The following is a 20802-nucleotide window of genomic DNA, read 5'->3' as shown; positions in this document are numbered from 1 at the left end:
CATGACGACCACCACCCGGCAGTCCGCCGGCGCCACGATCCCGCAGCCCGTCGACCCGGCCGTCCCGCACCCCGTCGCCCCGGCGAACGGTGCCCCCGAGCGGGCGCCCGGCACCCCCGCCACCGTGCCCGTACCGCACGCCGAACGCGCGGCCACCCTGCCGGCGCTCGTCGCGCGGCACGCCGCACTGACCCCCAACGCCCTCGCCGTCGTGGACGGCGACACCACCCTCACCTACGCCGGCCTCCTCCAGGCCGGCCGCGCCCTCGCGGCCCGGCTGCGCGAGCACGGTGTGGTCCGCGGCGACCGGGTGGCCCTGCTGACGGCCCGGTCCTCCCGTACGGTCGTGGCGCAGCTCGGGCTGTGGCTGGCCGGAGCCGCCTGCGTGCCGCTCGATCCCGCGCAGCCCCGGCCGCGAACCGAGGCGATGATCGCCGACGCCGAGGTGACGCTCACCGTCGGCGACGCGAAGCTCCTGGACGCGGCAACGTTCCCCGGCCCCGTCCTCGCCCTGCCCGAGGAGCCGCTCACGACCGGTCGGCCGGTGGACGAATCCCACCCGGACGGCCCGGCGTTCATCATGTTCACCTCCGGCTCCACCGGCCGCCCCAAGGGCGTCGTGGTGCCCCACCGGGCCGTTGCCGAACTGGTCGCCGCTCCCGACTACGTCAGTGTCACCGGCCGCGACCGCGTGCTGTTCCACTCGCCCATGACCTTCGACGCCTCGACGTTCGAAGTCTGGGTCGCGCTCGCCAACGGCGCCGCGGTCGTCGTCTGCACCGAACAGCGGCCCTCCCTGGAGGACCTGGCCCGGCACGTCGAGCGGTACGGCGTGACGGTCGCGTTCTTCACCACGGCCCTCTTCCACCAGCTCGCCGCACGCCGCTCCCGCGTCTTCGCCCAGCTCCGCTCGGTCGTCGTGGGCGGCGAGGCGATGGCCGCCGCACAGGCCCGCGAGGTGCTCACCGCCTTCCCCTGGCTGGAACTCGTCAACGGCTACGGGCCCACCGAGACGACCACCTTCGCCACCGCCCACCGGGTCACCGCGCAGGACTGCGAGGCGCCGATACCGATCGGCCGGCCCATCGCCGGGGCCACGGCGCACGTCCTGGACGCCGACGGCCGCCCCGTGGACGCGGGCGTCCGCGGCGAACTGTGGATCGGCGGCAGCAGGCTCGCCCACGGGTACACGGGCCTGCCCGCACTCACCGCCGAGCGGTTCGTCGAGGACCCCGCCGCCGGCCGGCTCTACCGTACGGGCGACGTGGTCTCCCGCCGGCCCGACGGCATCCTCCGGTTCCACGGCCGCAACGACGACCAGGTGAAGGTCCGCGGCTTCCGCATCGAACCCGCCGAGGTCGAACACGCGCTGCGCGAGCAGCCGGAGGTGGACGACGCCGCGGTCACCGTGGACGGCGCCGGCACCCCCGAGGCGTGCCTCGTCGCGTTCGTCGTCGCCGCGCCCGGCCCCGTGCCCTCCGGCGCGGCGCTGCGCGAGCGGCTCACCGCCGTCCTGCCCGCCCACCTGGTGCCCGACGCGGTCACCGTGCTGGAGCGGCTTCCGCTCACCCCGGCCGGCAAGGTCGACCGACGCGCCCTCACCGGACGCGCACACGCGGCCGGGAACCGGCCGGGCGAGGGGCCGGCGGCGGCGATGACACCCCTGGAGCAGGCCGTGGCCGAGGTGTGGAGCCAGTCCCTGGGCAGCGAGGTCACCCGCGCCGACGCCGAGTTCCTCGTCCTCGGCGGCCACTCCCTCCTCGCCCTCGCCGTCACCGACGACCTGCGCGAGGAACTGGGCGTGGAACTCTCCCTCGCCGACTTCTTCGCCGCCCCCACCGTCGCCGCGCAGGCCGCGCTGGTCGAACGCGCCCTCCTGGCCGCCCACGGCGACCTCCACCCCGAGACTCCGGAGCACAGCGATGTCCACTGACGCCGACTCCGCCGCCCACGACCGCCGCGGGCAGCTCCAGCGGGAACTGCTGCGCCGCGCCCGCGCCGGAAGCGCCCGGCGCGCGACCGCGGACCCCGCCGCCGACACGGGCGCCGGCCGGGACGGGCGCGCCCCTCAGGGCGCCACCGCCCCCGGTACCGGCGAGCCGGGTGCCACCGCATCCGGCACCGATGCATCCGGTACCGACCCATCCGGTACCACCGCCCCCGGGACCGCCGCCCCGCAGGACGGCAGCGTCCCCCTGTCCCGCGCCCAGCACCGCATGTGGCTGATGGAGCGGCTCGGCGGCGCGGGCGACTCGTACCACGTACCGTTCGCCACCCGGCTGCGCGGCCCGTTCGACGTGGCCGCGTTCGCCACCGCCCTCACCTCGCTGGTGGCCCGGCACACGATCCTGCGCACCCGCTACGCGGAGCGCGGGGGAGAGCCCCGCCAGGAGGTGCTCCCGACGCCGCGGACGGTCCCCGTACACGTCGTCGACACCGACGTGGCGCACGCCGCGGAGCTGCTGCGGCGCGAGACGGCCCGGCCGTTCGACCTCACGGCCGGGGACGCCGTACGGGCGCTCGTCCTGCGCCACGGTCCGCAGGACCACACCGTGCTGCTGACGTTCCACCACATCGCCGTGGACGGCGGCTCGCTGGAGACCGTGGCCGGCGAACTCGCCGTCCTCTACGCGGCGGCCACCGGCGCGGCGGGCCGGCGCACCCTGGACACGCCGCCGCAGTACGCCGACCACGCGCGCCGCGAGCACGACGGCCTGCCCGGGTTCGAGGCGGACCTGAACCGCTGGAGCGAGCTGCTGGCCGACGCGGCCCCGCCGCGCCTGCCCCGCCCGGCGCAGTCCGCGCCGCACGCTTCCGCGCGGCCCGCGGCCGTGCGGACCGTACCCCTCGCCCCCGGAGTTCCGGACGCCCTGCGGGCACTGGGCGCCCAGCGGGGGGCCACGCTCTTCGCGGTGTCGCTCACCGCCGCGTTCGCCGCACTGCACCGCCTCACCGGCGACGAGGACCTCGTCATCGGCGTGGCGGGCACCCACCGCAGCGGCACGGCCATGCGCGGCCTGGTCGGCCTGTGCGTCAACACCCTGCCCGTCCGGGTCGACGTCTCCGGCGGCCCGTCCTTCGCCGGCCTGCTGCGCCGCGTGAGCGCCGCGCTCCTCGAAGCCCAGCGCCACCGGCACATCCCCTTCGACCTGGTCCTCGAACGCCTGGGCGCCGGGGCACGCGGCGCCGACGGCACCGCGCTGGTCCGCGTCACCTCCGACGTCCTCGGCGACCCGACGGTGCTGCGGCTGCCGGGCACGTCGGCCGAGTACGTCGACGTCCCTTCCGACGGCGCGAAGTTCGCCCTGTCCTACGGCCTGGGGCTGGGCGACGACGCCGCACAGCCCCGGGCGCTCGTCCAGTACGACGCGAACACGGTGGACGACACCGTGGCGGAAGCGGCCGTACGGGACTACGCGGCCCTGCTGCACGCGGTGGCGGCCGACCCGGAACTCGCCCTGGCCGAGCTGCCCGCACCCGGCCCGGACCACGACGCCCCCGGCCCGGACTCCGCGCCCGGCTCCGCACCGGACTGCGCGCCCGACCCCGCCGCCACGGACCCGGCGGCCACGGACCCGGCAGCCCCGGGCGGCGACCGCCACCCGGCCGCGGAGGCCCTGCGCGCCCACCCGCGGGTCGCCGACGCCACGGTGGTGCGGCCCGTGCAGGGGCCGCCCGTGGCGTACGCCGTCCTGCGCGACAGCGTCGGCCCGTCCGGTCACGAACTGCTGGCCCTGCTGCGCCGGTCGCTCGCGCCCGAGGCCGTGCCCGCCACGGTCACGCTGCTCGACGCGCTGCCGCGCACGGCGACCGGGCCGCTCGACCCCGCACGGCTGCCCGGCCCGTCCGCGCCGGGCGCCCCGTCCGGCCCGCGGGCCGAAGCGGTCACGGCGGGCTTCACCGCCGTCCTCGGCCCCGTCCCCTCGCCCGACGACGACTTCTTCGCCCTCGGCGGCCACTCCCTGAAGGCCGTGCAGCTCGCCGAACGGCTGCGCACGGAGCTCGGACTGCCGCTCACGGGCCTCGACGTGCTCCAGGCCCGTACCCCGCGGGCGCTGACCGCGCTCCTCGACGAACGGGCGGCCCGGCAGAGCGCCGCGAAGGCCGCGAGCAGGCCGGCCCCCCGCTCCCGGGACGTCCGCCCGGGGACGGTTCTGGTCACCGGTGCGACGGGCGGCGTGGGCGCGTTCGTCGTACGCGAACTGGCCGCGCGGGGCCGCCCGGTGCTGGCGCTGGCCCGGCCCGAGTCCGCGCACCTGATCGCGACCGAGGGCGTCGACGTCGTCGAGGGCGACCTCACCGACCTGGCCGGGCTGCGGGACGCCGTCGCGCAGGCGGACGCGGTGGTCCACGCCGCCTGCACCTTCACCCGGCACGACGTGGACCTGGCCGCGATGGAGGCGATGGTCGACGCCTGGCGGCGGGGACCGTTCGTCTTCGTCAGCAGCGTCGACGCGTACGGGCACCCCGCCACGGACCGCGTCGCCGAGGAGGCGCCGCCCCACGAGCCCGTCAGCCCGTACGGCATGGCCAAGCTCGACTGCGAGGCCATGCTGCTGCGCGCCGCGGGCACCGGGGGGCGCGGGGGCGCGAGCGCCGTGCGCTCACCGATCGTCTGGGGCGCGCACGACCGGCTGCGCGAACAGCTGCGCTGGGGCGCCATCGGCACGCTCTACCAGTCCGCCCGCCAGGGTGCGCCGATCGAACTGCCGCGTCCCGGTACCGGCGGGCACGCCTGGTACGGAGCCGCCTGGGTGCACGCGGCGGCCCTCGCCCGTGCGGTGGCCGAGTGCCTGGACCGACCCGTGCACGGAGTCGCCAACGCGTGCGGCGGCCACGTCTCCTGGCCCGACCTGGCGCACGACCTCACGGACCTGCTCGGCACCCGCGCGGACGTCCGCCCGGCCGGCGGGCCCCCCGGGGACCTCGATCACCGCTGGCGCTACGACAGCGCCCGCCTGGCCCGTCCGCTCCGGGCGCGGCCGGGGGAGGACCGGCGGACCGTGCTGGCCGAGATGATCGCCGGCATGGCGCCCGACCACGGCTGACCACCGGCCGCGCCGGGGCCCTCCGGCAGGAGGTCCCCGGCGCGCCCCCGGCCCGTGCGGCCGACCCGTGGGCCCCCGCCCGCGGCGCGGCTACTGCTCGGCGTCGACGGGGCGGGGGGACGGGGCCGACAGCGCGGACGGGCCGGGGGCGCCGCCGGCCGGATCCTGCGGGGGCTGGGGTGCGGTGGCGGTCCGGCCGCTGCCGGAGAGGAAGGGGCGTACGGACTCCAGGGCACGGGCGAGCAGATGGGCGCGCCCGGCGACGACGGGCCCGAGGACGGCGAGGACCAGGACGTAGCCGGCGACGAACGGGGTGAGGCGGCCGTCGAGTCCGGCGCCGGCGGCCATGGAGGCCAGGATGAGGGCGAACTCCCCCCGCGCCAGCAGGGTGGTCGCGATGTCGGCGGCGGGCTCGGGGCCGTAGCGGTACAGGCGGGCGACGAGCAGTCCCGCGACGACGTTCATCACGATCGTCAGGCCCGCGGCCGCCGCCACCAGCGCGGCGACGGACGCGATGTCCCCGGGGTCGATGGACAGCCCGAACGCGAAGAAGAAGATGGCCGCGAAGGCGTCGCGCAGCGGGTGCACCAGCTCGCGTATCCGCGGGCCGGAGGGGGTGCCCGCGAGGATCAGACCGACCATGAACGCGCCGATGGCATCGGCGACCCCCAGGAGCTCGGACACGCCGGCGACGAGGACGGCGGCCCCGAGGAAGCTGATCACCAGCAGTTCGTCCTCGCGCACCGCGATCAGACGCGCCGTCAGCCGGGATCCGTAGCGGGCCGCGGCGGCCAGCGCCAGCAGGAACGCGAACGCCTTCGACGCCTGCAGCGCCGCCTCGGCGATGCCCACGGCGCCGCTGATGACGGGCTGGAGCGCGGCCAGGTACAGGGCCAGGAAGATGTCCTCGACCACGATGACGCCCAGGATCAGCCGTGTCCGGGGGTGCGAGATGCGGCCCAGATCGATGAGGATCTTGGTGACGATCGCGGATGAGGAGATGCCCATGACGCCGGCCAGCACCAAGGCCTCCCGGGCGCCCCAGCCCAGGGCGAAACCGAATCCGAGACCGGCTCCGACGTTCAGCGCGAGGTAGACGCCGCCGGCGGTCAGCAGGCGCCTGCCTCCGCTCCTGAGGTCGCCGACGTGGAACTCCAGCCCCAGGTAGAACAGCAGCAGGACCAGGCCGAGGGCGGAGAGCATCTCGAAGTCGTGGGGGTCCTCGACGAGGACCGGTCCCGGGGTGTGCGGGCCGAGCAGGATCCCGGCGAGCATGAACAGCGGGATGGTCGGCAGACCGATGCGCCGGCCGAGGCGGGCGAGGAACGCGGCTGCCAGGAAGGCCCCGCCCATGGCGAGCAAGGTGTCAGCGTGTCCCATGGATCACCACTCTCATCGGCGTGCGACGGGCGGGTCGTCTCCCCTGGAGCGGGCGGATGGGTCCTCCTTCGTACGAGGTCCGTTCGGACTCGTGTGGCGTGCGGCCGTGACCCGTTCTCGCGGCGGCGCGGCGGCGGGGCGACGGCCCGTCAGCGCCCGAACCGGCGAACGGGTCCCTCTCCGTGTCCCTCTCCGCGTCCGTGTGCGCGGTCGCGCCGTCGCGTGCCGTGTTCGGCCGAGGCGAGCTGACCGGTGGCCGCCCCGGCCACCACCAGGCCCGCCGCGAGGAGCAGTCCCTGCGGCAGGAGGAAGCCCGCCACCAGGGCCACCAGCGCGACGGCCAGCAGGGCCCAGGCGCGTCCGCGCCGGTACTCCGGGGGCCGGCGGGGGCCTCCCGCGCTCAGCGCGCGGGCGACGTCCGGGTCGCCGTGTTCCGTCGCCGCCGCGAGGTCGCGCAGCGGTGTGTCGTCGGGCGCTGCCATGGTGCCTCCTGCCGGGGGTGGGGGCGGTGGGCGGTCAGGGCGTCGTTGCCACGGTCACATGCGGCGGGGCGGCGCCACCATCGGCACGGGCACCCACATCCGGGGGTGGCGAACCTGTAGGCGCGGTGGCGCGAACGGAAGGGGAATGGGTGTCGGCCCCGATGGACACGCCCGTGCGCGAGCCCCCAGGCTGGGCGTACGGCACACCGGCGACGGCCGGGAGCCCCGGCGCCCACCCCCTACCGAGGAGGCCGCGCGGTCATGACCCCGATCCGGCAGGTCCCGCCGACCGGCGCCGCGGAACCGGCGGCCGCCGCCCTCCGCCGGCCCGAGCCCCCGCGGTTCGCCGTCCCGAACGGAGGCCGCTGACCGTGCCCGCAACGACCCGCATCCTGCTCGCCGACGACCACGCCCTGGTCCGCCGCGGCGTCCGGCTCATCCTCGACAACGAACCCGACCTGACCGTCGTCGCCGAAGCGGGCGACGGGGCCGAGGCCGTCGACAGGGCCCGCGCCGAACTCCCCGACCTGGCCATCCTCGACATCGCCATGCCCCGCCTCACCGGCCTGCAAGCCGCCCGCGAGCTCGCGCGCCTCCAGCCGGGCCTGCGCATCCTCATGCTGACCATGTACGACAACGAGCAGTACTTCTTCGAGTCGCTCAAAGCCGGCGCCGCCGGCTACGTCCTCAAGTCCGTCGCCGACCGCGACCTCGTCGAAGCCTGCCGGTCGGCCATGCGCGACGAACCCTTCCTCTACCCCGGCGCCATCAACGCGCTCATCCGCAACTACCTCGTCCACACGGCCGCCGGTGCCGGCTCTCCCGCCCGGACCATCACCGACCGCGAGGAGGAGATCCTCAAGCTCGTCGCCGAGGGTCACACCTCGAAGGAGATCGCCGACCTCCTCGTGATCAGCGCCAAGACCGTCGAACGCCACCGCGCCAACCTCCTGCACAAACTCGGCCTCAAGGACCGCCTCGAACTGACCCGCTACGCCATCCGGGCCGGACTCATCGAGCCGTGACGAGCGGCCCGGGACCGTACATGGGTGCCGCCACGGATGGACAGCAGTCTTCGACCCGGGCGAGGATGGAACGGGTAAGCAGGCTCCGTCGCAGGTCACAGCACCTGGACGCGGGGCCGCCGGGCGGGCGCTGCGATGCGGGGGACCAGCTGGAAGGGCGAGTGGCCGTGTCGTTGTACTGGCGGATCTTCCTTCTCAACGCCGGCGTCCTGGTCGCCGCGGTGGCCCTGTTCTTCGGACCCGTCACCGTCTCCACCCCGGTCCTGTTCGGAGAGGCGCTCGTCCTGATCGGCGGACTGGCCGTGATGCTCGTCGTCAACGGGGTCCTGCTCCGGGTCGGCCTGGCCCCGCTCGCCCGCCTGAACCGGGCCATGGCCGCCGCCGACCTCCTCAAACCCGGCGCCCGCCCGCCCGTCACAGGAGACGGGGAGATCGCCGCACTCACCCGGACCTTCAACGCCATGCTCGACCGGCTCGAAGCCGAGCGGGCCACCAGCAGCGGCCGGGTGCTCACCGCGCTGGAGGGCGAACGCAAGCGCATCGCCCAGGAGCTCCACGACGAGGTCGGACAGACCCTCACCGCCGTACTCCTCCAGCTCAAGCACGCCGCCGACCGCGCCCACGAGCCGGTCCGCAGCGACCTGCACCAGGCCCAGGAGACCACCCGCGCCGGACTGGACGAGATCCGCCGCATCGCCCGCCGCCTGCGCCCCGGAGTCCTGGAGGAACTGGGCCTGCACAGCGCGCTGCGCTCCCTGGTCGCCGAGTTCACCGCTCCCCGCCTGGGCGCCGACGTCCACATCACCCCCGGCCTGCCCCACCTGGACCCGGCCGCCGAACTCGTCCTCTACCGCGTCGCGCAGGAGGGCCTGACCAACGCCGCACGGCACTCGGGCGCCACCCGTGTGGAGGTCCACCTCAGGCCGCTGCCCCGCGGCGCCGTCACGCTGCTGGTCCGCGACAACGGACACGGCATCGGGAACGCGCCCGAGGGCGCGGGCATCCAGGGGATGCGCGAACGTGCCCTGCTGATCGGAGCCGAACTCCTCGTCGGGCCCGGCCCGCACGGCGGCACCCAGGTCCGCCTCGACATCACGGGCGCCACGGCCGACACCACGAGGGCCCCACGCTGACCCGGGACACCCCCGGGGCGTCCCGGATCAGGCGGGATCGTTCCAGGTCAGGACGGTGAGGTTGGTGCCGGGCACCCGGTTCACGCCCAGTCCGGCGGGGAGCGGCGAAGCGGCGGGGGCGATCTGCAGGTGGCCGTCGGACGCGGGCTGGAACAGGGCGGCGCCCCGGGCCAGCACGGCGCGGGTGCGCACGTCGCGGACGATGATCCCCTCGGGCTGCGCCCGGTGGTGGAGCGTCCGCGGGGTGATCTGCGCGAAGCCCTGGCCGGCCACGACCGCGGTGCTGCTGCCGTCGGGGTGGAGGAACTCGACCCGGACGCGGTCGGCGGAGGTGAGCGCCACCCGGGCCCGGCCGGGCTGGGAGGCACCGCGCTGCGCGACGGCGGCACGGACCGCGTCGCGCAGGGCCTGGTCCGCCTTCTCCCGGGCCGCGACCTGCGCCTGCTCGCGGACCTCTTCGCGGGCCCACTGCGCGGCCTGCCGGTCGGCCTTCTCCTTCGCGGCGACGTCGGCCTGTTCCCGGATCTCCTGCTGCGTCCATGCGGCGGCTTCCCGGTCGGCCCTCTCCTTCGCGGCGACGTCGGCCTGCTCGCGGATCTCCTGCTGCGTCCAGTCGTCCGGCTGCGGGCTCGGGTCGGAAGCGGGGTCCGTGGTGGCCTGCCCGGCCCCGTCCGGCGCGGTGTCCGCCCCCGTGGCCGGGACGGGGGAGACGGCCGGGGAGGTCGGGGCGGGAGCGGGGGTGTCCGCCATGGCGGGAGCGGCCGCGCCGGCCCCGAGGACGGCGGCGGCGAGGAGGGAGGTGACGGCGAGACGACGGCGGCGAACGGACATGGCGGTGGCGACCTCTACACGGGGTGGGAGGGGCGGGCTGCCCCGGGAACACCTCCAGGACACCCCGCCCCGCCCGGTGCGCGGATCGGCCGAACGGCCAGACCGGGTCATCACCAGGTCGCTCCGTGCCGATGCCGCGGGGAACGGTGGAAATTCTGTGCGATCCGGCCCGTTGGGATCCAAAGCGTCCCCGGCACCGAAGTACGGACGACCCGGTGGTCCACCACGCGAGCGAGGACACGATGCGCATGCCCCCCTACGCCACGAGATCCCACCGCCCCGCGCTGCCTGCGCGGCGCTGCGGAGGCGCCCCCCGCGGAGGGGCCGTGGAAGGAGCCGCGGGGTGAACCACGGCACCGCTCTGGGCTTCGGCCACGAGAACCATCCGCTGCTGGGGAGCCTGGTCCGTGACATCGCCTCCGGCACCGAGGGCGAACTGGTCGCGGTGGTCCGCGAGGAGGTCCCCACCCACCGGGGATCGTGCTGGACCCGGCGGGCGTACATCCGCCCCGTGGGAGGAGGTACCGAACTGCCCACCGCGCTCGACAACATCGAGGCGACCGGACCCCTGTGAGGGCCCCGGGCACGGCACTCGGCCGCCCCGGGCCCTCCCGGCCCGCCCCGGGGACCGCCGGTCAGCGCCCGGCGCGCGGGGTCAACGGGCGTGGTGCTGGGTTCCCTGCTGCCGGGGGATGTGGCTCAGCCGGGGCGCGGCGGTGCGGCGGTGGGCGGCCGGACGCCTGCGGCCGGGGGAGGGGTTGCGGCGTGCGGGCGCACTCGGGGCCAGGGCCAGGAGGGCGATGGCTGCGAGGACCGCGACGAGGATGAGTACGGTCACGAGGTTCATGTTCCTGCCTTCCGTCGGGTGCTGACTGCCTGTAGCTACTTGGTGTTACCGGAACGCGGGCGACTAAACACGGTGGGTGATGTTTAGGTCGCGAGGAGGGGGCACACGCCCTGGCGTAAGAGTTTTCTACCGCTTGGAGTGATGACCATGTCCGGTGACGAGAAGGCTCAGGCCAAGGGTGAGCAGGCCAAGGGCAAGGTCAAGGAGGCCGCCGGCCGCCTCGTGGGGAACGAGAGCCTGACCGCCGAAGGCCGCGCCGAGCAGGCCAAGGGCGATGCGCGCGAGGCCAAGGAGAAGGTCAAGGACGTCTTCAAGGACTGACCGCGCGGTGGTGCGGAGGGGGCGGACCCGGAGCCGGGTCCGCCCCCTCCGGCGTCCCGCCGCAGCGCCGAGTCCCCGCGCGGACGCCCGCGTGCGCCCACCGGGGGCACCGTGGTGCTCCGGGCCGGTCAGGCGGCCGGGTTCGTCTTCTGCGTGGGGAACGCGGAGACCGCCGTGATGCCGAGGTGCAGGGCGGCGAGTCCGGTGGCCAGGGCCTGGCGGCCGTCGGAGGTCATCGCGTCGAGGGCACGGGCGAGCGTCTGCGCGCGCTTCTCCCGGACGTGCGCCAGGTGGGTCTCTCCGGCGGGGGTGAGCCGCAGGGTGAGTTCGCGGCCGCTGCCGGGGCAGGGGTGGCGCCGCAGGAACCCGGCGGCTTCGAGGCGGTCGCACAGCCGGGTGACGGAGGGGCCGGCCGCGCCGAGGAGCTCGGCGAGGGCGCGCATGCGGATGCCGGGCTGGCGGTCGACCAGGTACATGAGGCGGAGCTGCGCGGGGGAGACCGGGGCCGTGGTGGTGGCTTGGCGGGCGCTTTCCCAGATGACGTCGAGGAGTTCGGCTATGTCGCTGACGGATCGTGCCGCGTCGCGGTCGACACTGTGTGGCCCGGGAGCCGGCGGCGGCATCTGTGTCCCCTTCGCACGAGCGGATCGCCCGGCCGTGCCGGTCAGGTGATGGTCTCCGGACCGCTGGAGCGGGCCGGTATGGGTTCCTCCGAAGCGGCGGTCTGTCTCTCCCTCACAGAGGACTCGGACCGCTCGCCCGCACTCTGTCCGGTGAGGTGGTCCAGCGTACCGGTGACCGTCAGCATCCGGTCCAGGTTCACGGGCATGCCGCCGAGCCGGAAGCACACGCCGGCCGCGTCGGTCAGACGCTTCGCCATCAGCAGCGTCGACAGCCCGCTGGAATCGACCGCTTCCAGGTCCGTGCAGTCCAGGTACAGCTCGCGCGGGCCCGCGGGCTCGGCGAGGACGCCGACGACGGCGTCCAGGAGGACAGCGGCGTACTGGTAGTCGAAGTCGCCGTGCAGTTCGATGCGCACGGCGTCCTTCGTGGTGACGCGCGTCAGCCGGAGCGGGCTGGAGAGCGGCATGGTCATGGGGCGGTCCCGGCGGAGGTGAGAGGCGTACGGGTCGGACGTGCGGCGCCGGCGCGCAGGATGCGGTCGGCACGGGGGAAGTCCATCGGCTCGCGGCCGGGGAACTCCGGTACGGAGGGCAGCAGGATCGGGGCGGTCATGCAGTGAACCTGCCCCGGGTGCGGCCGTTCACCGCACTGAGGTGGTTGGTGCGGGGGGCGGAGATCGCCACGACGGCCATGTCGTCGTGGCTGCCGGTGCCGACCCACTGGGCGGCCAGCATCTGCACCCGTTCGACGACCGCTTCGGCGGGCATGCCCGCGCACTCCGACAGGGCGCGGCGCAGCCGGTCCTCGCCGAACATGGCCCCGCCCATCGGGCCGCCGCGCGCCTCGGTGATCCCGTCCGTGTACAGGACGCAGGTGTCGCCGGGTGCGAGCGTCGCCAGTGCCGTCTCGGCGGCGATGTCGGGGAGCGCGCCGACCAGGGTGCCGCGGGTGGCCGCCTCCTCGACGCTGCCGTCGGTGCGCAGGACGAGCGGGGCGGGATGGCCGGCGCTGGTCAGCCGCAGCTTCACGGTGTTGCCCTCACGGGCCGCGGAGGCGAGGACGATGGTGGCGAAGCGGGCGTTGTGCGTGTTCAGCAGCGAGGTGTTGAGCAGGCTCAGCATCCGCTGGTGGTCGTCCGCCATGGGCAGCAGGGCGTGCAGGGTGTTGCGGATCTTCCCCGTCATCACGGCCGCTTCGAGGCCCTTGCCGCAGACGTCGCCGAGCACGACGAGGGAGGCCTCGCCGTCCACGGAGGCGGGGTGCACGTCGTAGAAGTCGCCGCCGACCCGCTCGTGGTCCTGCGAGGGCCGGTAGCCGCCCGCGTACTCCACCCCCGACACCTGGTGCAGCGCCGGGGGCAGCAGCTCCCGCATCAGGGTGTCGGTGATGGACGCCTGCTCGGCGTAGAGACGGGCGGCCGACATGGCCGCCCCCGCACGGGCGGCGAACAGCCGCGCGAAGACCTCCTCACCCTCCGAGAAGACCTCGCTCCCGGCACCCCGCAGCAGGACCAGGGCGCCCGCGGGCACACCGTGCCCGGGCAGCGGGGTGATGACGATCGACCCCACCGGACCGAAATCCTCGGGGATCAGCCAGGCCGGAGCGGTGGCGGGATCGATCCAGCGGGAGGGAACCGGGGGAAACCCCTGGAGGGCTTCGCTCAGCCCCGGCACCTCTTCCGGATCGGCGGCGACCCGGGACTTCGAGGGCGTTCCACCGCGCAGGCAGGTGACGACCGGGAGTTCACGGCCCCGCGAAGGCGCCACCACCAGCGCCGCGTCGGCGAGGTGCTCGGCGGCCATCTGCGCCGTGACGTCCATGCACCGGTCCAGGTTCAGCGAGGAGAGCAGCAGGTTGGACGCCCGGGTGAGGAACGCGGTGCGCTCGCGCTCCATCCGCAACGCGTCCCGGGCGAGCCGGTGGTCGGTGTCGTCGACCAGCCACCACGCGACCGTGCCGTCCTCCCGCACCGTCGGGTGCGCCTCGTACGTCCGGTCGCCCACCGGCCCTTGCACGGTCCGGCCCTCCCGGTCGGCAGCCCGCCGCGGCCCGGGAAGCGTACGCAGGCACTGCGCGTCAGCCGCGGACAGCCACGCGGGCACCGCGTCCGCCAACGGCGAGCCCGCACGGGCCTCGGGAAAGACTGCAGCGGCCGCCTCGTTGGCGAACACCAGGGCTCCCTGGTCGTCCGCCACGAGTACGGGATAGGGGGACTCACTCCACGGCGCGCGCACCGTGGACGGAGCGCTGGATGCCTGGGTGGTATTCACCAAACGTTGAGGGCCCGCTGCGCGAACCCCTCACCTCATCGACTCGAAGAAAATGCTTGCCTCGCGGCAACCATCCTCCATCGGGCGTCCTCCTGGCAACCGGGCACGCCTCCCGGCCGTGCCCGTCGCCCGCCCGAGACGGCCGGATACCCCCTCTTCCGCCGGGGAACCCCGTACCGCGAAAGCAGTCGCCACACCGTGCGGCCCGGCCCGGGAACGCACCGTCCGCCTAGGGACCGGCCAACTGCCGCACCGCAAGCGCCCGATCGACGCCGCCCGCTCCTCCTGGTGCCCGCCCCCGCGGCGGGGGAGGGCACCACAGGGCCGGCCGTTGCACCGGCCGTTGCACCGCCTGCGCGAGCTCGTGCCGCCCGACCGGGTGACGTCGGGACCCTCCGTGCCGATGAGTTCGCGGGCGTTGGCAGGTCTACCCCTTGACGGAGACCACCGCTGCACAGGGAGTACGCCATGGGCCTCATCCACATCGAGCTGTTCGCGACCCTCGACCTCGTCGGGCAGGCGCCCGGCGGCCCCGACGAGGATCCGGTGGGCTTCCCGTTCGGCGGCTGGCAGGCGCCCCTGCTGGACGAGGTCGCCGGGGCGCAGGTCGGCGCCGCGTACGAGGACACGGACGCGCTGCTGCTCGGGCGGCGGACGTACGACATCTTCGCCGCGCACTGGCCCCACCAGGAGGGCGGCGAGGACCACGAGATCGCCACGCTCTTCAACCGCGTCCCGAAGTACGTGGCCTCCCGTGGCCGGCCCGACCTCTCGTGGGCCGGATCCACGCAGCTCGGCCCGGACCTCGCCGGCGCGGTGCGCGAGATCCGTGACCGGCACGAGCACATCAAGGTCGTCGGCAGCCTGAACCTCGTGCAGACGCTCCTGCGCGAGAAGCTCTTCGACCGCCTCGACCTCTGGCTGCACCCGATCGTGCTCGGCGTCGGCAAGAAGGTGTTCGACGGGGGCGCGGTGCCCGCCAACCTCACGCTCCTCGCGCCCCCGGCGGCCGGCCCGAAGGGGACCGTGTACCTGCGCTACGGGCTCGCCGGCGGCACTCCCGCCACGGGTGACATGAGCGCACCCGATCGCGGCGCCGGAACCGACGGCTGACCGGCCGTCCTACGCATCCTCATGGTTGCGGGCCGCCCGCCGGGCGCGTATTTTCCGCCCGATCGTGACGGCCAGCGCCACGACGACGAGGGCCAGCACGGCCTTCGAGAACAGCCCCACGTACTGCTCGACCGTCTCCCACTGATCGCCCAGCCAGTAGCCGGCCATGATCAGGAGGAAGTTCCAGATCGAACTGCCCAGGGCGGTGAGCAGGAGGAACAGGGGTACGGGCATGCGTTCCAGCCCGGCCGGCACGCTGATGAGGCTCCGGAAGATGGGAATCATCCGGCCGAAGAAGACGGCTTTCGTACCGTGCTTGGCGAACCACGCTTCGGTCTTCTCCAGGTCGGATGTCTTGACCAGGGGGAGCCGGGCCCACAGGGCGTACATGCGCTCCCGGCCGAACAGGTTGCCGATCTGGTAGAGGACGAACGCGCCGACCACCGAGCCCGCGGTGGTCCAGAAGAGCGCGGAGTAAAGGCTGATCACCCCGTTCCCCGCGGCGAATCCCGTCAGCGGAAGAATGACCTCGCTGGGCAGCGGGGGGAAGAGGTTCTCCAGGGCGATGGCGAGCCCCGCTCCGGGGCCGCCCATGGTTTCGACGAGGTCCGTCGCCCAGCCCGCTATGCCGCCCGTGGTTTCCGCGGTCAATGTGAAGTGCTCCATGTGTCTACTCCGAGTTCCGTGGGCTTCGGTCCCCACGGCGAGGGCGAAAGCGAGAACGGCGGGCAGCCGGCCGCCGTCGACGGCCGGCTGCCCGTACGCGGGTCGGTCAGGGAGAGCAGACCTTGGCGAGGTCCGCCGCGGCGGTCTGCACCGGGGTGATGTCGGGGGCCGGGTTGCCGCCGCGTACCGCGTCGGTCACGTCGGCCACCGCCTTCTTGAGGTCGTCCGCCGCCTTGGACACGTCCGCGTCCTTCGACGTGTCACCGACCGCCGCCAGGTTCTTGTCGATCTCCGCCAGCGCCTTCTCCGCCTGGGCGGGGTCGTTGGCGGCGCTGTCGACGGCCTTCTGGAGGTCGTTCACGCTCGTCGCGATCGCGTTCGCCGTGCGCACGCAGCCCAACGTCTTGTCCACCGCGCCGCAGCCTGTGGTGAGCCCGACGGTGAGCAGGGCCAGCACGGCAGCGGCGCCGGCTGTGGTGTGACGCGTACGAGACATTTCTGTCCTCTTCTTCCGGATGGAGATCCGCGGACACGGCCGCCCGGCTCCGGCCCCGCGCGCCGGGGTGCGCGGGGAACACGGGCAGCGGAAATGTCGTGCGGATGCGGTGGTGTGGTCACGCGGCCACGGCACATCCGCCCACGGGTGGTTCTCGTGGGGCTATGTGCGGAATTCGGGCCGACGAGCCTTCGAACTGGGGCAACGCCGCTGCGACGGGAAAGGCCTGCCAAAAGGAGGAGACGGCGCAGCGGGGTGAGGGCTGTGGAACGCCCTGGAATCAACCGGAGGGATGTCCGATGATCCGCTCAGCAGCGAAGGACCTGCGCAAGGGACGGGTCGAGCGGCGCGGCGCAGCCGTGGAATGCGTGGCACGCGGTGCCCGGAGCCGGCCGGTGGCAATCGAGCGACGGGGAACCGATCGCTTCTCGGGTGGGCGGCGCGGTGGCGTTATCCGTGGCGTCCTGGCTGCGGTGGCGGCGCGCCACGTCACTGTCGTCGGATTCGTCAGGAAGGTTCAGCCCCGAGTCGTCCCATTGGGAATGCGACTGGGAATGGACCACGGAAGACGCGTGTGCCGACTGCAGCGTCGGCGTGAGGAATCCGAGAGCGAGAGCGCACGCCACCAGGAATACGGCCACGGTGGCACAGAAGGAAAGAACCCTCCCGCAGCGCATCCTCTACGCCCCCAGTGTTATTGATGCCGCCCCGACGAATGAACCGGTCGATCCCTCCAGGCTTGGTCACTGGAGGACTGCACTATAACAGCCGGAGATGAAGCGATTCGGATGAGCGGACGACCCGAAGACCGCATGATCCGAAGACCGGACGACCTGAATACACACAGGCACGGGCGAGGAGCCGGCTGGAAAGCAGTACGAACCGCCTGCCCCGCCGGTTCGCCGCCTCCGGTTGCCCTTTCGGTCATCCCGGGAGCCGCGCCCGGGCCCGGACCGCGGGTCCGTGAGGGCCCCCGGCTGCCCTTCCGGCCCTGCCGCACGTCGTGCCGGGGCCCCTACGCTCGGGGCATCGGGCCCCTGCGGGCCGAAGGCGACCTGGAGGGCGGGCCGGCGTGCACGAGACGAGGAAGGCCCCGGTGTCACCGACGACCGTGGCGGCGCCGGCGAAGCGGACGCGGGCCGCGGTCCCGGAGGACGTCGCCGGGCAGGTGCCGCACCCCGCCGCGCTCGCCGCCCTCCAGCGGACGGCGGGCAACGCGGCCGTGACCCGCTGGGTGCAACGCCAGGGAGCCGGGGTCAGGGAGGAGGCCCGGCAGCACGCCGTCGATCCCACCGGGCACGGCGAGTGGGGCACGTTCTGCAAGGACATGGCCGCTGCGGGCTTCGCCGACGAGGTCACGGACGCGGCCTGGCAGCTCGTCCTGGGCGGCATCGCAGAACAGGGGCAGATCAACGACGAGGCCAAGGTGAAGTACCCCGCCGGCCAGGAACAGCGCACCTACCGTGCGTCGAACAGCTGGTACCAGGAACTGGTGTTGCTCATCGGCGAGGGCCTGCAGATCGGCACGGACACCCTGGCGCTCTGGTCGGGCGGCAGGCAGGTCAGCGACTACGCCCGCGCCAAGGGCCACACCCCCCTGGAGTCCACGGCCTTCGGCGGCGTGGTCGACAAGCTGAGCCTGACCGGCGACTGGATGCTCAAGACGCCGATGTGGAACGTCCTGTCCAAGGCCTTCGTGAACCAGGCCCGCGGCCCCGTCCACATCTATCTCCGCTCGTTCAACCCCAACAGCGTCCTCATCGCGCAGGAGGTTCCGCAGTTGCGCGTGGTCATGGCGCTGCACCCCGAGGTGCGGCTCGTCTGGCACCCGGTGTCGACCGCGGCCGACGGAACGCTGACGGAGGTCGCCAAGAACCTCGAACCGGTCCCCGAGGCGTCCTACGCGACCCGGGACGAGTGCGTCCAGGTCCTCGTCGACCACCTCCGGCTCACGGCCGACCCGGACAATCCCCACACCGGCCGGGCCCGTGCGGAGATGGGCGCCCTGCTGGCCGCCAACGGCAACACCCAGGAGCAGCGTTGAAACCGGGCGCGCGTCTGCGGCGAGACACCGGAACGATCGCCGGAGATCCATTGACTATCGATCGGAATCGATCGATTATCGATCCATGCATCGCCTCTTCATCACCGTGCTTCGCGCGGGCATCGCCGCAGCCGTCCTGTTCGGACTCTTCGGCCAGTTCGTCGTCATCCCCACCACGGCGGCCGACGAGGTGGACGCCTTTCCCGGGTACGCCCCGTACGCCCTGCCCTACACGGTGGTCGCCGTGTTCGGGGTCGCCTGCGTCCAGGTCGTCCTCGCCGCGGCGTGGAAGCTGCTCGCCATGGTCGAACGCGATGCGATCTTCTCGGCGGCGGCCTTCCGGTGGGTCGACACCGTCATCGGCGCCACGCTCGCAGCGACCCTGCTGGCCCTCGGGGTCACCTGCCACCTGATGCTGGCCGACATCCCCTCTCCCGACGACGGGATGGACCTCATCGGCGCATGGGCCGCCGCGACCGCGACCACCGCCGTCGGGGCCTGCCTGGTCATGCTCCTCGTCATCCTGCGGGGCCTGCTGAGCAAGGCGAACAGCATGCGGAGCGAACTCGCCGAGGTCGTCTGATGGCGATCATCGTCGACCTCGACGTGCAGCTCGCCCGGCGCAAGCTCTCGGTCGCCGAGTTCGCCGCCGCCGTCGGGATCAGCCCCGCCAACATCGCGGTACTGAAGAACGGCCGGGCGAAGGCGGTCCGGTTCACCACGCTCGACGCGATCTGCCGCACGCTCGACTGCCAACCCGGCGACGTCCTGCGCTGGGTGCCCGACGAAGACGGCGACGAGGTCGCGGACACGAATCCGGACGGGGACTAGGCCGTCTCTTTCGGATCTTGCCGGGCCCGCGACGCCTGGCACCGCGCCTGGCCGCACTGCCGAGGCGACCACGTACGGCCCGGTACGCGAACGCCCCGACAGCACGCCCAGACACGGCACCAGACGCCGCGGGCTCGGCCGACAAGATCCGAAAGAGACGGCCTAGAGCCCCGGCCCGCCGCACGCCGGGGAACGCAGAACGGCGGCCCGGGTGGGCCGCCGTTCCGCGGGTGTGGACCGGACGCGGTCAGCGCGTCGTTGCCGGTGCGGGCTCGCGCTCCTCGCGGCCGGGGGCTTCCGCCCGCCCTGCCTGCTCGGCCGGGGCCGTGCGCGGCCAGCGCCGGTCGACGGCCTTCTGCACGCGGCGGCCGACGCGCTGCATGGGCATCTCCACCAGCCGGTACATGAGGTGGCTCGCGATCAGGAGCACGGCGAGGAAGAGTCCCGCCCAGGCGAACTTGCCGAGCGTGGAGGACGGCATCGGCGGGACGCCCACCAGCGGGCCGACCGTGTGCACGAGGGAGATGTGCAGCAGGTACACGGAGAAGCTGATGGCGCCGAGCCAGGTCAGCACCTTCGGGAAGCGCCGCGCGCGCAGCAGGTAGCCGAGGCCGAAGAGGGCCCAGGCGCCCAGGTAGGCGACGGACCAGGCCTTCCAGCCGGAGGTCCAGGTGGCATCGGCGACGGCGCCCCGGTTGTACAGCCAGCCGGCCAGGACGCCCGCGAGGACGACGAAGCCGAGGCAGAACAGTCCGGGCGTCCGGGCCAGCTGGCCGTGCTGCACCCGGTAGACGATGGTGCCGGCGAACATCGTCGCGAAGATCATCCAGGTTTCGAAGCTGGGGGCCCGGCTGTTGAGGGTGATCAGGACCAGGCCGGTCGCGCCGAGGAGCACGGCGCCGGTCGCGGTCAGCTTGCGGTTGCCGCTGAGCACGCCCACGAAGCCGACGAGGACGATCGCCGCGACGACGAGGACCAGGAGACGGGTGGAGCCGATCCCGTCGGTCAGGAGGTGGGTGCCCAGGACCGCGCCGACCGCCAGGGCGACGGCGGCGAAGCCCACGGCGATCGCGCCGCTGTGCCGGTGCAGGCCGCGGGTGAACAGCGCGGTCACGAAGAAGTAGAAGACCATCTCGTACGTGAGCGTCCAGGTGACGTTCATGCCGTTGATGACGCCGAGCACGTCCTGGAGCATCAGGCCGTTCGCGACGAGCGAGGAGAGGTCGTCGCCGGTGCGCAGCAGCGCGACCGAGCCGTCGCCGGCGGGCAGGATGAGCATCGAGACGGCCAGGCCGGCGATCAGGGCCGGGTAGATGCGGAAGATCCGGCCGATCCAGAAGGCCCGGACGTCGCCGCGGCGTTCCAGCGAGGCCGGGATGATGTAGCCGCTGACTATGAAGAAGAGCATGACGCCGAAGACGCCCATGTCGAAGTTCCGCCACACGAAGCCCCCGAAGGGCAGCATCCGCAACACGTCGAAGTGGTGCAGCGCGACGATCAGGGCGGCTATGCCGCGCAGCGCGTCCAGCCAGCCGAGGCGGGCGCCGGGCGCGGCGGCGGACGGGGCCACGGCGGCGGTGGGGGTCCGCCGGGCGAGTGGGGGAATGAGCTTCTTCACGGGCAGGACCCTAGCCGACGGCCCGGACGGGCCCCGCCCTGGCCGCCCGCCGGAGGGCGGAAGCGGACCGGCG

Annotated in this window: 22 protein-coding genes; 10 read left to right on the top strand and 12 right to left on the bottom strand. The window is 73.9% G+C overall.

Annotation, left to right across the window (positions count from 1 at the left end; translation table 11 throughout):
• The first annotated feature begins 1 nt into the window (after nucleotide 1).
• Nucleotides 2-1933 (top strand): amino acid adenylation domain-containing protein, encoded by a 1932-nt coding sequence (locus ACZ6S8_RS34820; protein ID WP_469461818.1) that lies wholly within the window; start codon nucleotides 2-4, stop codon nucleotides 1931-1933.
• Nucleotides 1923-5048, top strand: a complete 3126-nt coding sequence (locus ACZ6S8_RS34815) for a condensation domain-containing protein (protein ID WP_469461816.1) — start codon at nucleotides 1923-1925, stop codon at nucleotides 5046-5048. The genes ACZ6S8_RS34820 and ACZ6S8_RS34815 overlap by 11 nt, the downstream gene beginning before the upstream one ends.
• Before the next feature lie 90 nt (nucleotides 5049-5138).
• Here the strand turns inward: ACZ6S8_RS34815 and ACZ6S8_RS34810 are convergent, their stop codons facing one another.
• Nucleotides 5139-6428, bottom strand: coding sequence for a cation:proton antiporter (locus ACZ6S8_RS34810; protein ID WP_469461815.1), 1290 nt, complete (start codon nucleotides 6426-6428; stop codon nucleotides 5139-5141).
• Between the two features lie 149 nt (nucleotides 6429-6577).
• Complete coding sequence (locus ACZ6S8_RS34805; protein WP_469461812.1) at nucleotides 6578-6910, bottom strand: DUF3040 domain-containing protein; 333 nt, start codon at nucleotides 6908-6910, stop codon at nucleotides 6578-6580.
• Nucleotides 6911-7275: 365 nt separating this feature from the next.
• Between ACZ6S8_RS34805 and ACZ6S8_RS34800 the strand changes: the two genes are divergently transcribed.
• A complete protein-coding gene (locus tag ACZ6S8_RS34800; RefSeq protein WP_469461838.1) occupies nucleotides 7276-7935 on the top strand; it encodes a response regulator transcription factor in 660 nt (219 codons plus the stop codon).
• A 167-nt stretch (nucleotides 7936-8102) separates the two neighbouring features.
• Complete coding sequence (locus ACZ6S8_RS34795; RefSeq protein ID WP_469461836.1) at nucleotides 8103-9068, top strand: HAMP domain-containing sensor histidine kinase; 966 nt, start codon at nucleotides 8103-8105, stop codon at nucleotides 9066-9068.
• Nucleotides 9069-9095: 27 nt separating this feature from the next.
• Here the strand turns inward: ACZ6S8_RS34795 and ACZ6S8_RS34790 are convergent, their stop codons facing one another.
• Nucleotides 9096-9899 (bottom strand): hypothetical protein, encoded by an 804-nt coding sequence (locus tag ACZ6S8_RS34790; protein ID WP_469461811.1) that lies wholly within the window; start codon nucleotides 9897-9899, stop codon nucleotides 9096-9098.
• A 343-nt stretch (nucleotides 9900-10242) separates the two neighbouring features.
• Between ACZ6S8_RS34790 and ACZ6S8_RS34785 the strand changes: the two genes are divergently transcribed.
• Nucleotides 10243-10473 carry a hypothetical protein gene (locus ACZ6S8_RS34785; protein WP_469461810.1) on the top strand — a complete coding sequence of 77 codons (231 nt, stop codon included), beginning with the start codon at nucleotides 10243-10245 and terminating at the stop codon, nucleotides 10471-10473.
• Nucleotides 10474-10554: 81 nt separating this feature from the next.
• Here ACZ6S8_RS34785 and ACZ6S8_RS34780 read toward each other — a convergent pair whose 3' ends face one another.
• Complete coding sequence (locus tag ACZ6S8_RS34780) at nucleotides 10555-10746, bottom strand: hypothetical protein (protein WP_469461809.1); 192 nt, start codon at nucleotides 10744-10746, stop codon at nucleotides 10555-10557.
• Between the two features lie 147 nt (nucleotides 10747-10893).
• Here ACZ6S8_RS34780 and ACZ6S8_RS34775 point away from each other — a divergent pair, with 147 nt between their 5' ends.
• Entirely contained in the window at nucleotides 10894-11067 is a 174-nt protein-coding gene (locus tag ACZ6S8_RS34775; protein WP_469461807.1) for a CsbD family protein, read from the top strand.
• 128 nt (nucleotides 11068-11195) lie between these two features.
• Here ACZ6S8_RS34775 and ACZ6S8_RS34770 read toward each other — a convergent pair whose 3' ends face one another.
• Genes ACZ6S8_RS34770 through ACZ6S8_RS34755 form a run of 4 tightly spaced genes read right to left on the bottom strand, consistent with a single transcriptional unit; the run spans nucleotide 11196 to nucleotide 13964 of the window.
• Nucleotides 11196-11690 (bottom strand): MarR family winged helix-turn-helix transcriptional regulator, encoded by a 495-nt coding sequence (locus tag ACZ6S8_RS34770; protein ID WP_469461806.1) that lies wholly within the window; start codon nucleotides 11688-11690, stop codon nucleotides 11196-11198.
• A 41-nt stretch (nucleotides 11691-11731) separates the two neighbouring features.
• Nucleotides 11732-12163, bottom strand: coding sequence for an STAS domain-containing protein (locus ACZ6S8_RS34765; RefSeq protein ID WP_469461804.1), 432 nt, complete (start codon nucleotides 12161-12163; stop codon nucleotides 11732-11734).
• Entirely contained in the window at nucleotides 12160-12303 is a 144-nt protein-coding gene (locus ACZ6S8_RS34760; protein WP_469461803.1) for a hypothetical protein, read from the bottom strand. Before ACZ6S8_RS34760 ends, ACZ6S8_RS34765 begins: the two co-directional genes overlap by 4 nt.
• Nucleotides 12300-13964 carry a SpoIIE family protein phosphatase gene (locus ACZ6S8_RS34755; protein WP_469461801.1) on the bottom strand — a complete coding sequence of 555 codons (1665 nt, stop codon included), beginning with the start codon at nucleotides 13962-13964 and terminating at the stop codon, nucleotides 12300-12302. Before ACZ6S8_RS34755 ends, ACZ6S8_RS34760 begins: the two co-directional genes overlap by 4 nt.
• A 465-nt stretch (nucleotides 13965-14429) precedes the next feature.
• Here ACZ6S8_RS34755 and ACZ6S8_RS34750 point away from each other — a divergent pair, with 465 nt between their 5' ends.
• Nucleotides 14430-15074, top strand: a complete 645-nt coding sequence (locus tag ACZ6S8_RS34750; protein ID WP_469461799.1) for a dihydrofolate reductase family protein — start codon at nucleotides 14430-14432, stop codon at nucleotides 15072-15074.
• 9 nt (nucleotides 15075-15083) lie between these two features.
• Here the strand turns inward: ACZ6S8_RS34750 and ACZ6S8_RS34745 are convergent, their stop codons facing one another.
• The 3 genes from ACZ6S8_RS34745 to ACZ6S8_RS34735 form a co-directional block, all read right to left on the bottom strand.
• Nucleotides 15084-15740: a DedA family protein gene (locus ACZ6S8_RS34745; RefSeq protein ID WP_469461797.1), complete on the bottom strand. Its 657-nt coding sequence runs from the start codon at nucleotides 15738-15740 to the stop codon at nucleotides 15084-15086.
• A gap of 106 nt (nucleotides 15741-15846) precedes the next feature.
• The gene (locus ACZ6S8_RS34740) at nucleotides 15847-16236 is read right to left on the bottom strand and encodes a hypothetical protein (RefSeq protein ID WP_469461795.1); all 390 of its coding nucleotides are present in this window, start codon (nucleotides 16234-16236) and stop codon (nucleotides 15847-15849) included.
• Between the two features lie 308 nt (nucleotides 16237-16544).
• Nucleotides 16545-16877, bottom strand: a complete 333-nt coding sequence (locus ACZ6S8_RS34735; RefSeq protein WP_469461793.1) for a hypothetical protein — start codon at nucleotides 16875-16877, stop codon at nucleotides 16545-16547.
• Between the two features lie 455 nt (nucleotides 16878-17332).
• Between ACZ6S8_RS34735 and ACZ6S8_RS34730 the strand changes: the two genes are divergently transcribed.
• From ACZ6S8_RS34730 to ACZ6S8_RS34720, 3 genes are all read left to right on the top strand, one after another.
• On the top strand, nucleotides 17333-18280 hold the full coding sequence (locus ACZ6S8_RS34730; protein ID WP_469461791.1) for a hypothetical protein: 948 nt from the start codon (nucleotides 17333-17335) through the stop codon (nucleotides 18278-18280).
• Between the two features lie 85 nt (nucleotides 18281-18365).
• Entirely contained in the window at nucleotides 18366-18863 is a 498-nt protein-coding gene (locus tag ACZ6S8_RS34725) for a DUF2975 domain-containing protein (protein WP_469461789.1), read from the top strand.
• Nucleotides 18863-19111, top strand: a complete 249-nt coding sequence (locus ACZ6S8_RS34720; protein ID WP_469461787.1) for a helix-turn-helix domain-containing protein — start codon at nucleotides 18863-18865, stop codon at nucleotides 19109-19111. Before ACZ6S8_RS34725 ends, ACZ6S8_RS34720 begins: the two co-directional genes overlap by 1 nt.
• 247 nt (nucleotides 19112-19358) lie before the next feature.
• On the opposite strand, the gene ACZ6S8_RS34715 is transcribed toward ACZ6S8_RS34720, so the two are convergent.
• A complete protein-coding gene (locus tag ACZ6S8_RS34715) occupies nucleotides 19359-20729 on the bottom strand; it encodes an acyltransferase family protein (RefSeq protein WP_469461785.1) in 1371 nt (456 codons plus the stop codon).
• Nucleotides 20730-20802: the final 73 nt, after the last annotated feature.

This window comes from Streptomyces sp. NPDC048461, from assembly GCF_055587105.1.
The sequence above is the reverse complement of the archived record's forward strand: the minus strand, read 5'-3'. Positions and strand labels throughout refer to the sequence as shown.

Bases quoted from the DNA above. Each gene is read 5' to 3' on its own strand.
- ACZ6S8_RS34720 (WP_469461787.1), top strand. From the start codon at position 18,863: ATGGCGATCATCGTCGACCTCGACGTGCAGCTCGCCCGGCGCAAGCTC.
- ACZ6S8_RS34760 (WP_469461803.1), bottom strand. From the start codon at position 12,303: ATGACCGCCCCGATCCTGCTGCCCTCCGTACCGGAGTTCCCCGGCCGC.
- ACZ6S8_RS34745 (WP_469461797.1), bottom strand. From the start codon at position 15,740: ATGGAGCACTTCACATTGACCGCGGAAACCACGGGCGGCATAGCGGGC.
- ACZ6S8_RS34750 (WP_469461799.1), top strand. From the start codon at position 14,430: ATGGGCCTCATCCACATCGAGCTGTTCGCGACCCTCGACCTCGTCGGG.
- ACZ6S8_RS34780 (WP_469461809.1), bottom strand. From the start codon at position 10,746: ATGAACCTCGTGACCGTACTCATCCTCGTCGCGGTCCTCGCAGCCATC.
- ACZ6S8_RS34725 (WP_469461789.1), top strand. From the start codon at position 18,366: ATGCATCGCCTCTTCATCACCGTGCTTCGCGCGGGCATCGCCGCAGCC.
- ACZ6S8_RS34770 (WP_469461806.1), bottom strand. From the start codon at position 11,690: ATGCCGCCGCCGGCTCCCGGGCCACACAGTGTCGACCGCGACGCGGCA.
- ACZ6S8_RS34775 (WP_469461807.1), top strand. From the start codon at position 10,894: ATGTCCGGTGACGAGAAGGCTCAGGCCAAGGGTGAGCAGGCCAAGGGC.
- ACZ6S8_RS34805 (WP_469461812.1), bottom strand. From the start codon at position 6,910: ATGGCAGCGCCCGACGACACACCGCTGCGCGACCTCGCGGCGGCGACG.
- ACZ6S8_RS34790 (WP_469461811.1), bottom strand. From the start codon at position 9,899: ATGTCCGTTCGCCGCCGTCGTCTCGCCGTCACCTCCCTCCTCGCCGCC.
- ACZ6S8_RS34740 (WP_469461795.1), bottom strand. From the start codon at position 16,236: ATGTCTCGTACGCGTCACACCACAGCCGGCGCCGCTGCCGTGCTGGCC.
- ACZ6S8_RS34765 (WP_469461804.1), bottom strand. From the start codon at position 12,163: ATGACCATGCCGCTCTCCAGCCCGCTCCGGCTGACGCGCGTCACCACG.
- ACZ6S8_RS34815 (WP_469461816.1), top strand. From the start codon at position 1,923: ATGTCCACTGACGCCGACTCCGCCGCCCACGACCGCCGCGGGCAGCTC.
- ACZ6S8_RS34820 (WP_469461818.1), top strand. From the start codon at position 2: ATGACGACCACCACCCGGCAGTCCGCCGGCGCCACGATCCCGCAGCCC.
- ACZ6S8_RS34810 (WP_469461815.1), bottom strand. From the start codon at position 6,428: ATGGGACACGCTGACACCTTGCTCGCCATGGGCGGGGCCTTCCTGGCA.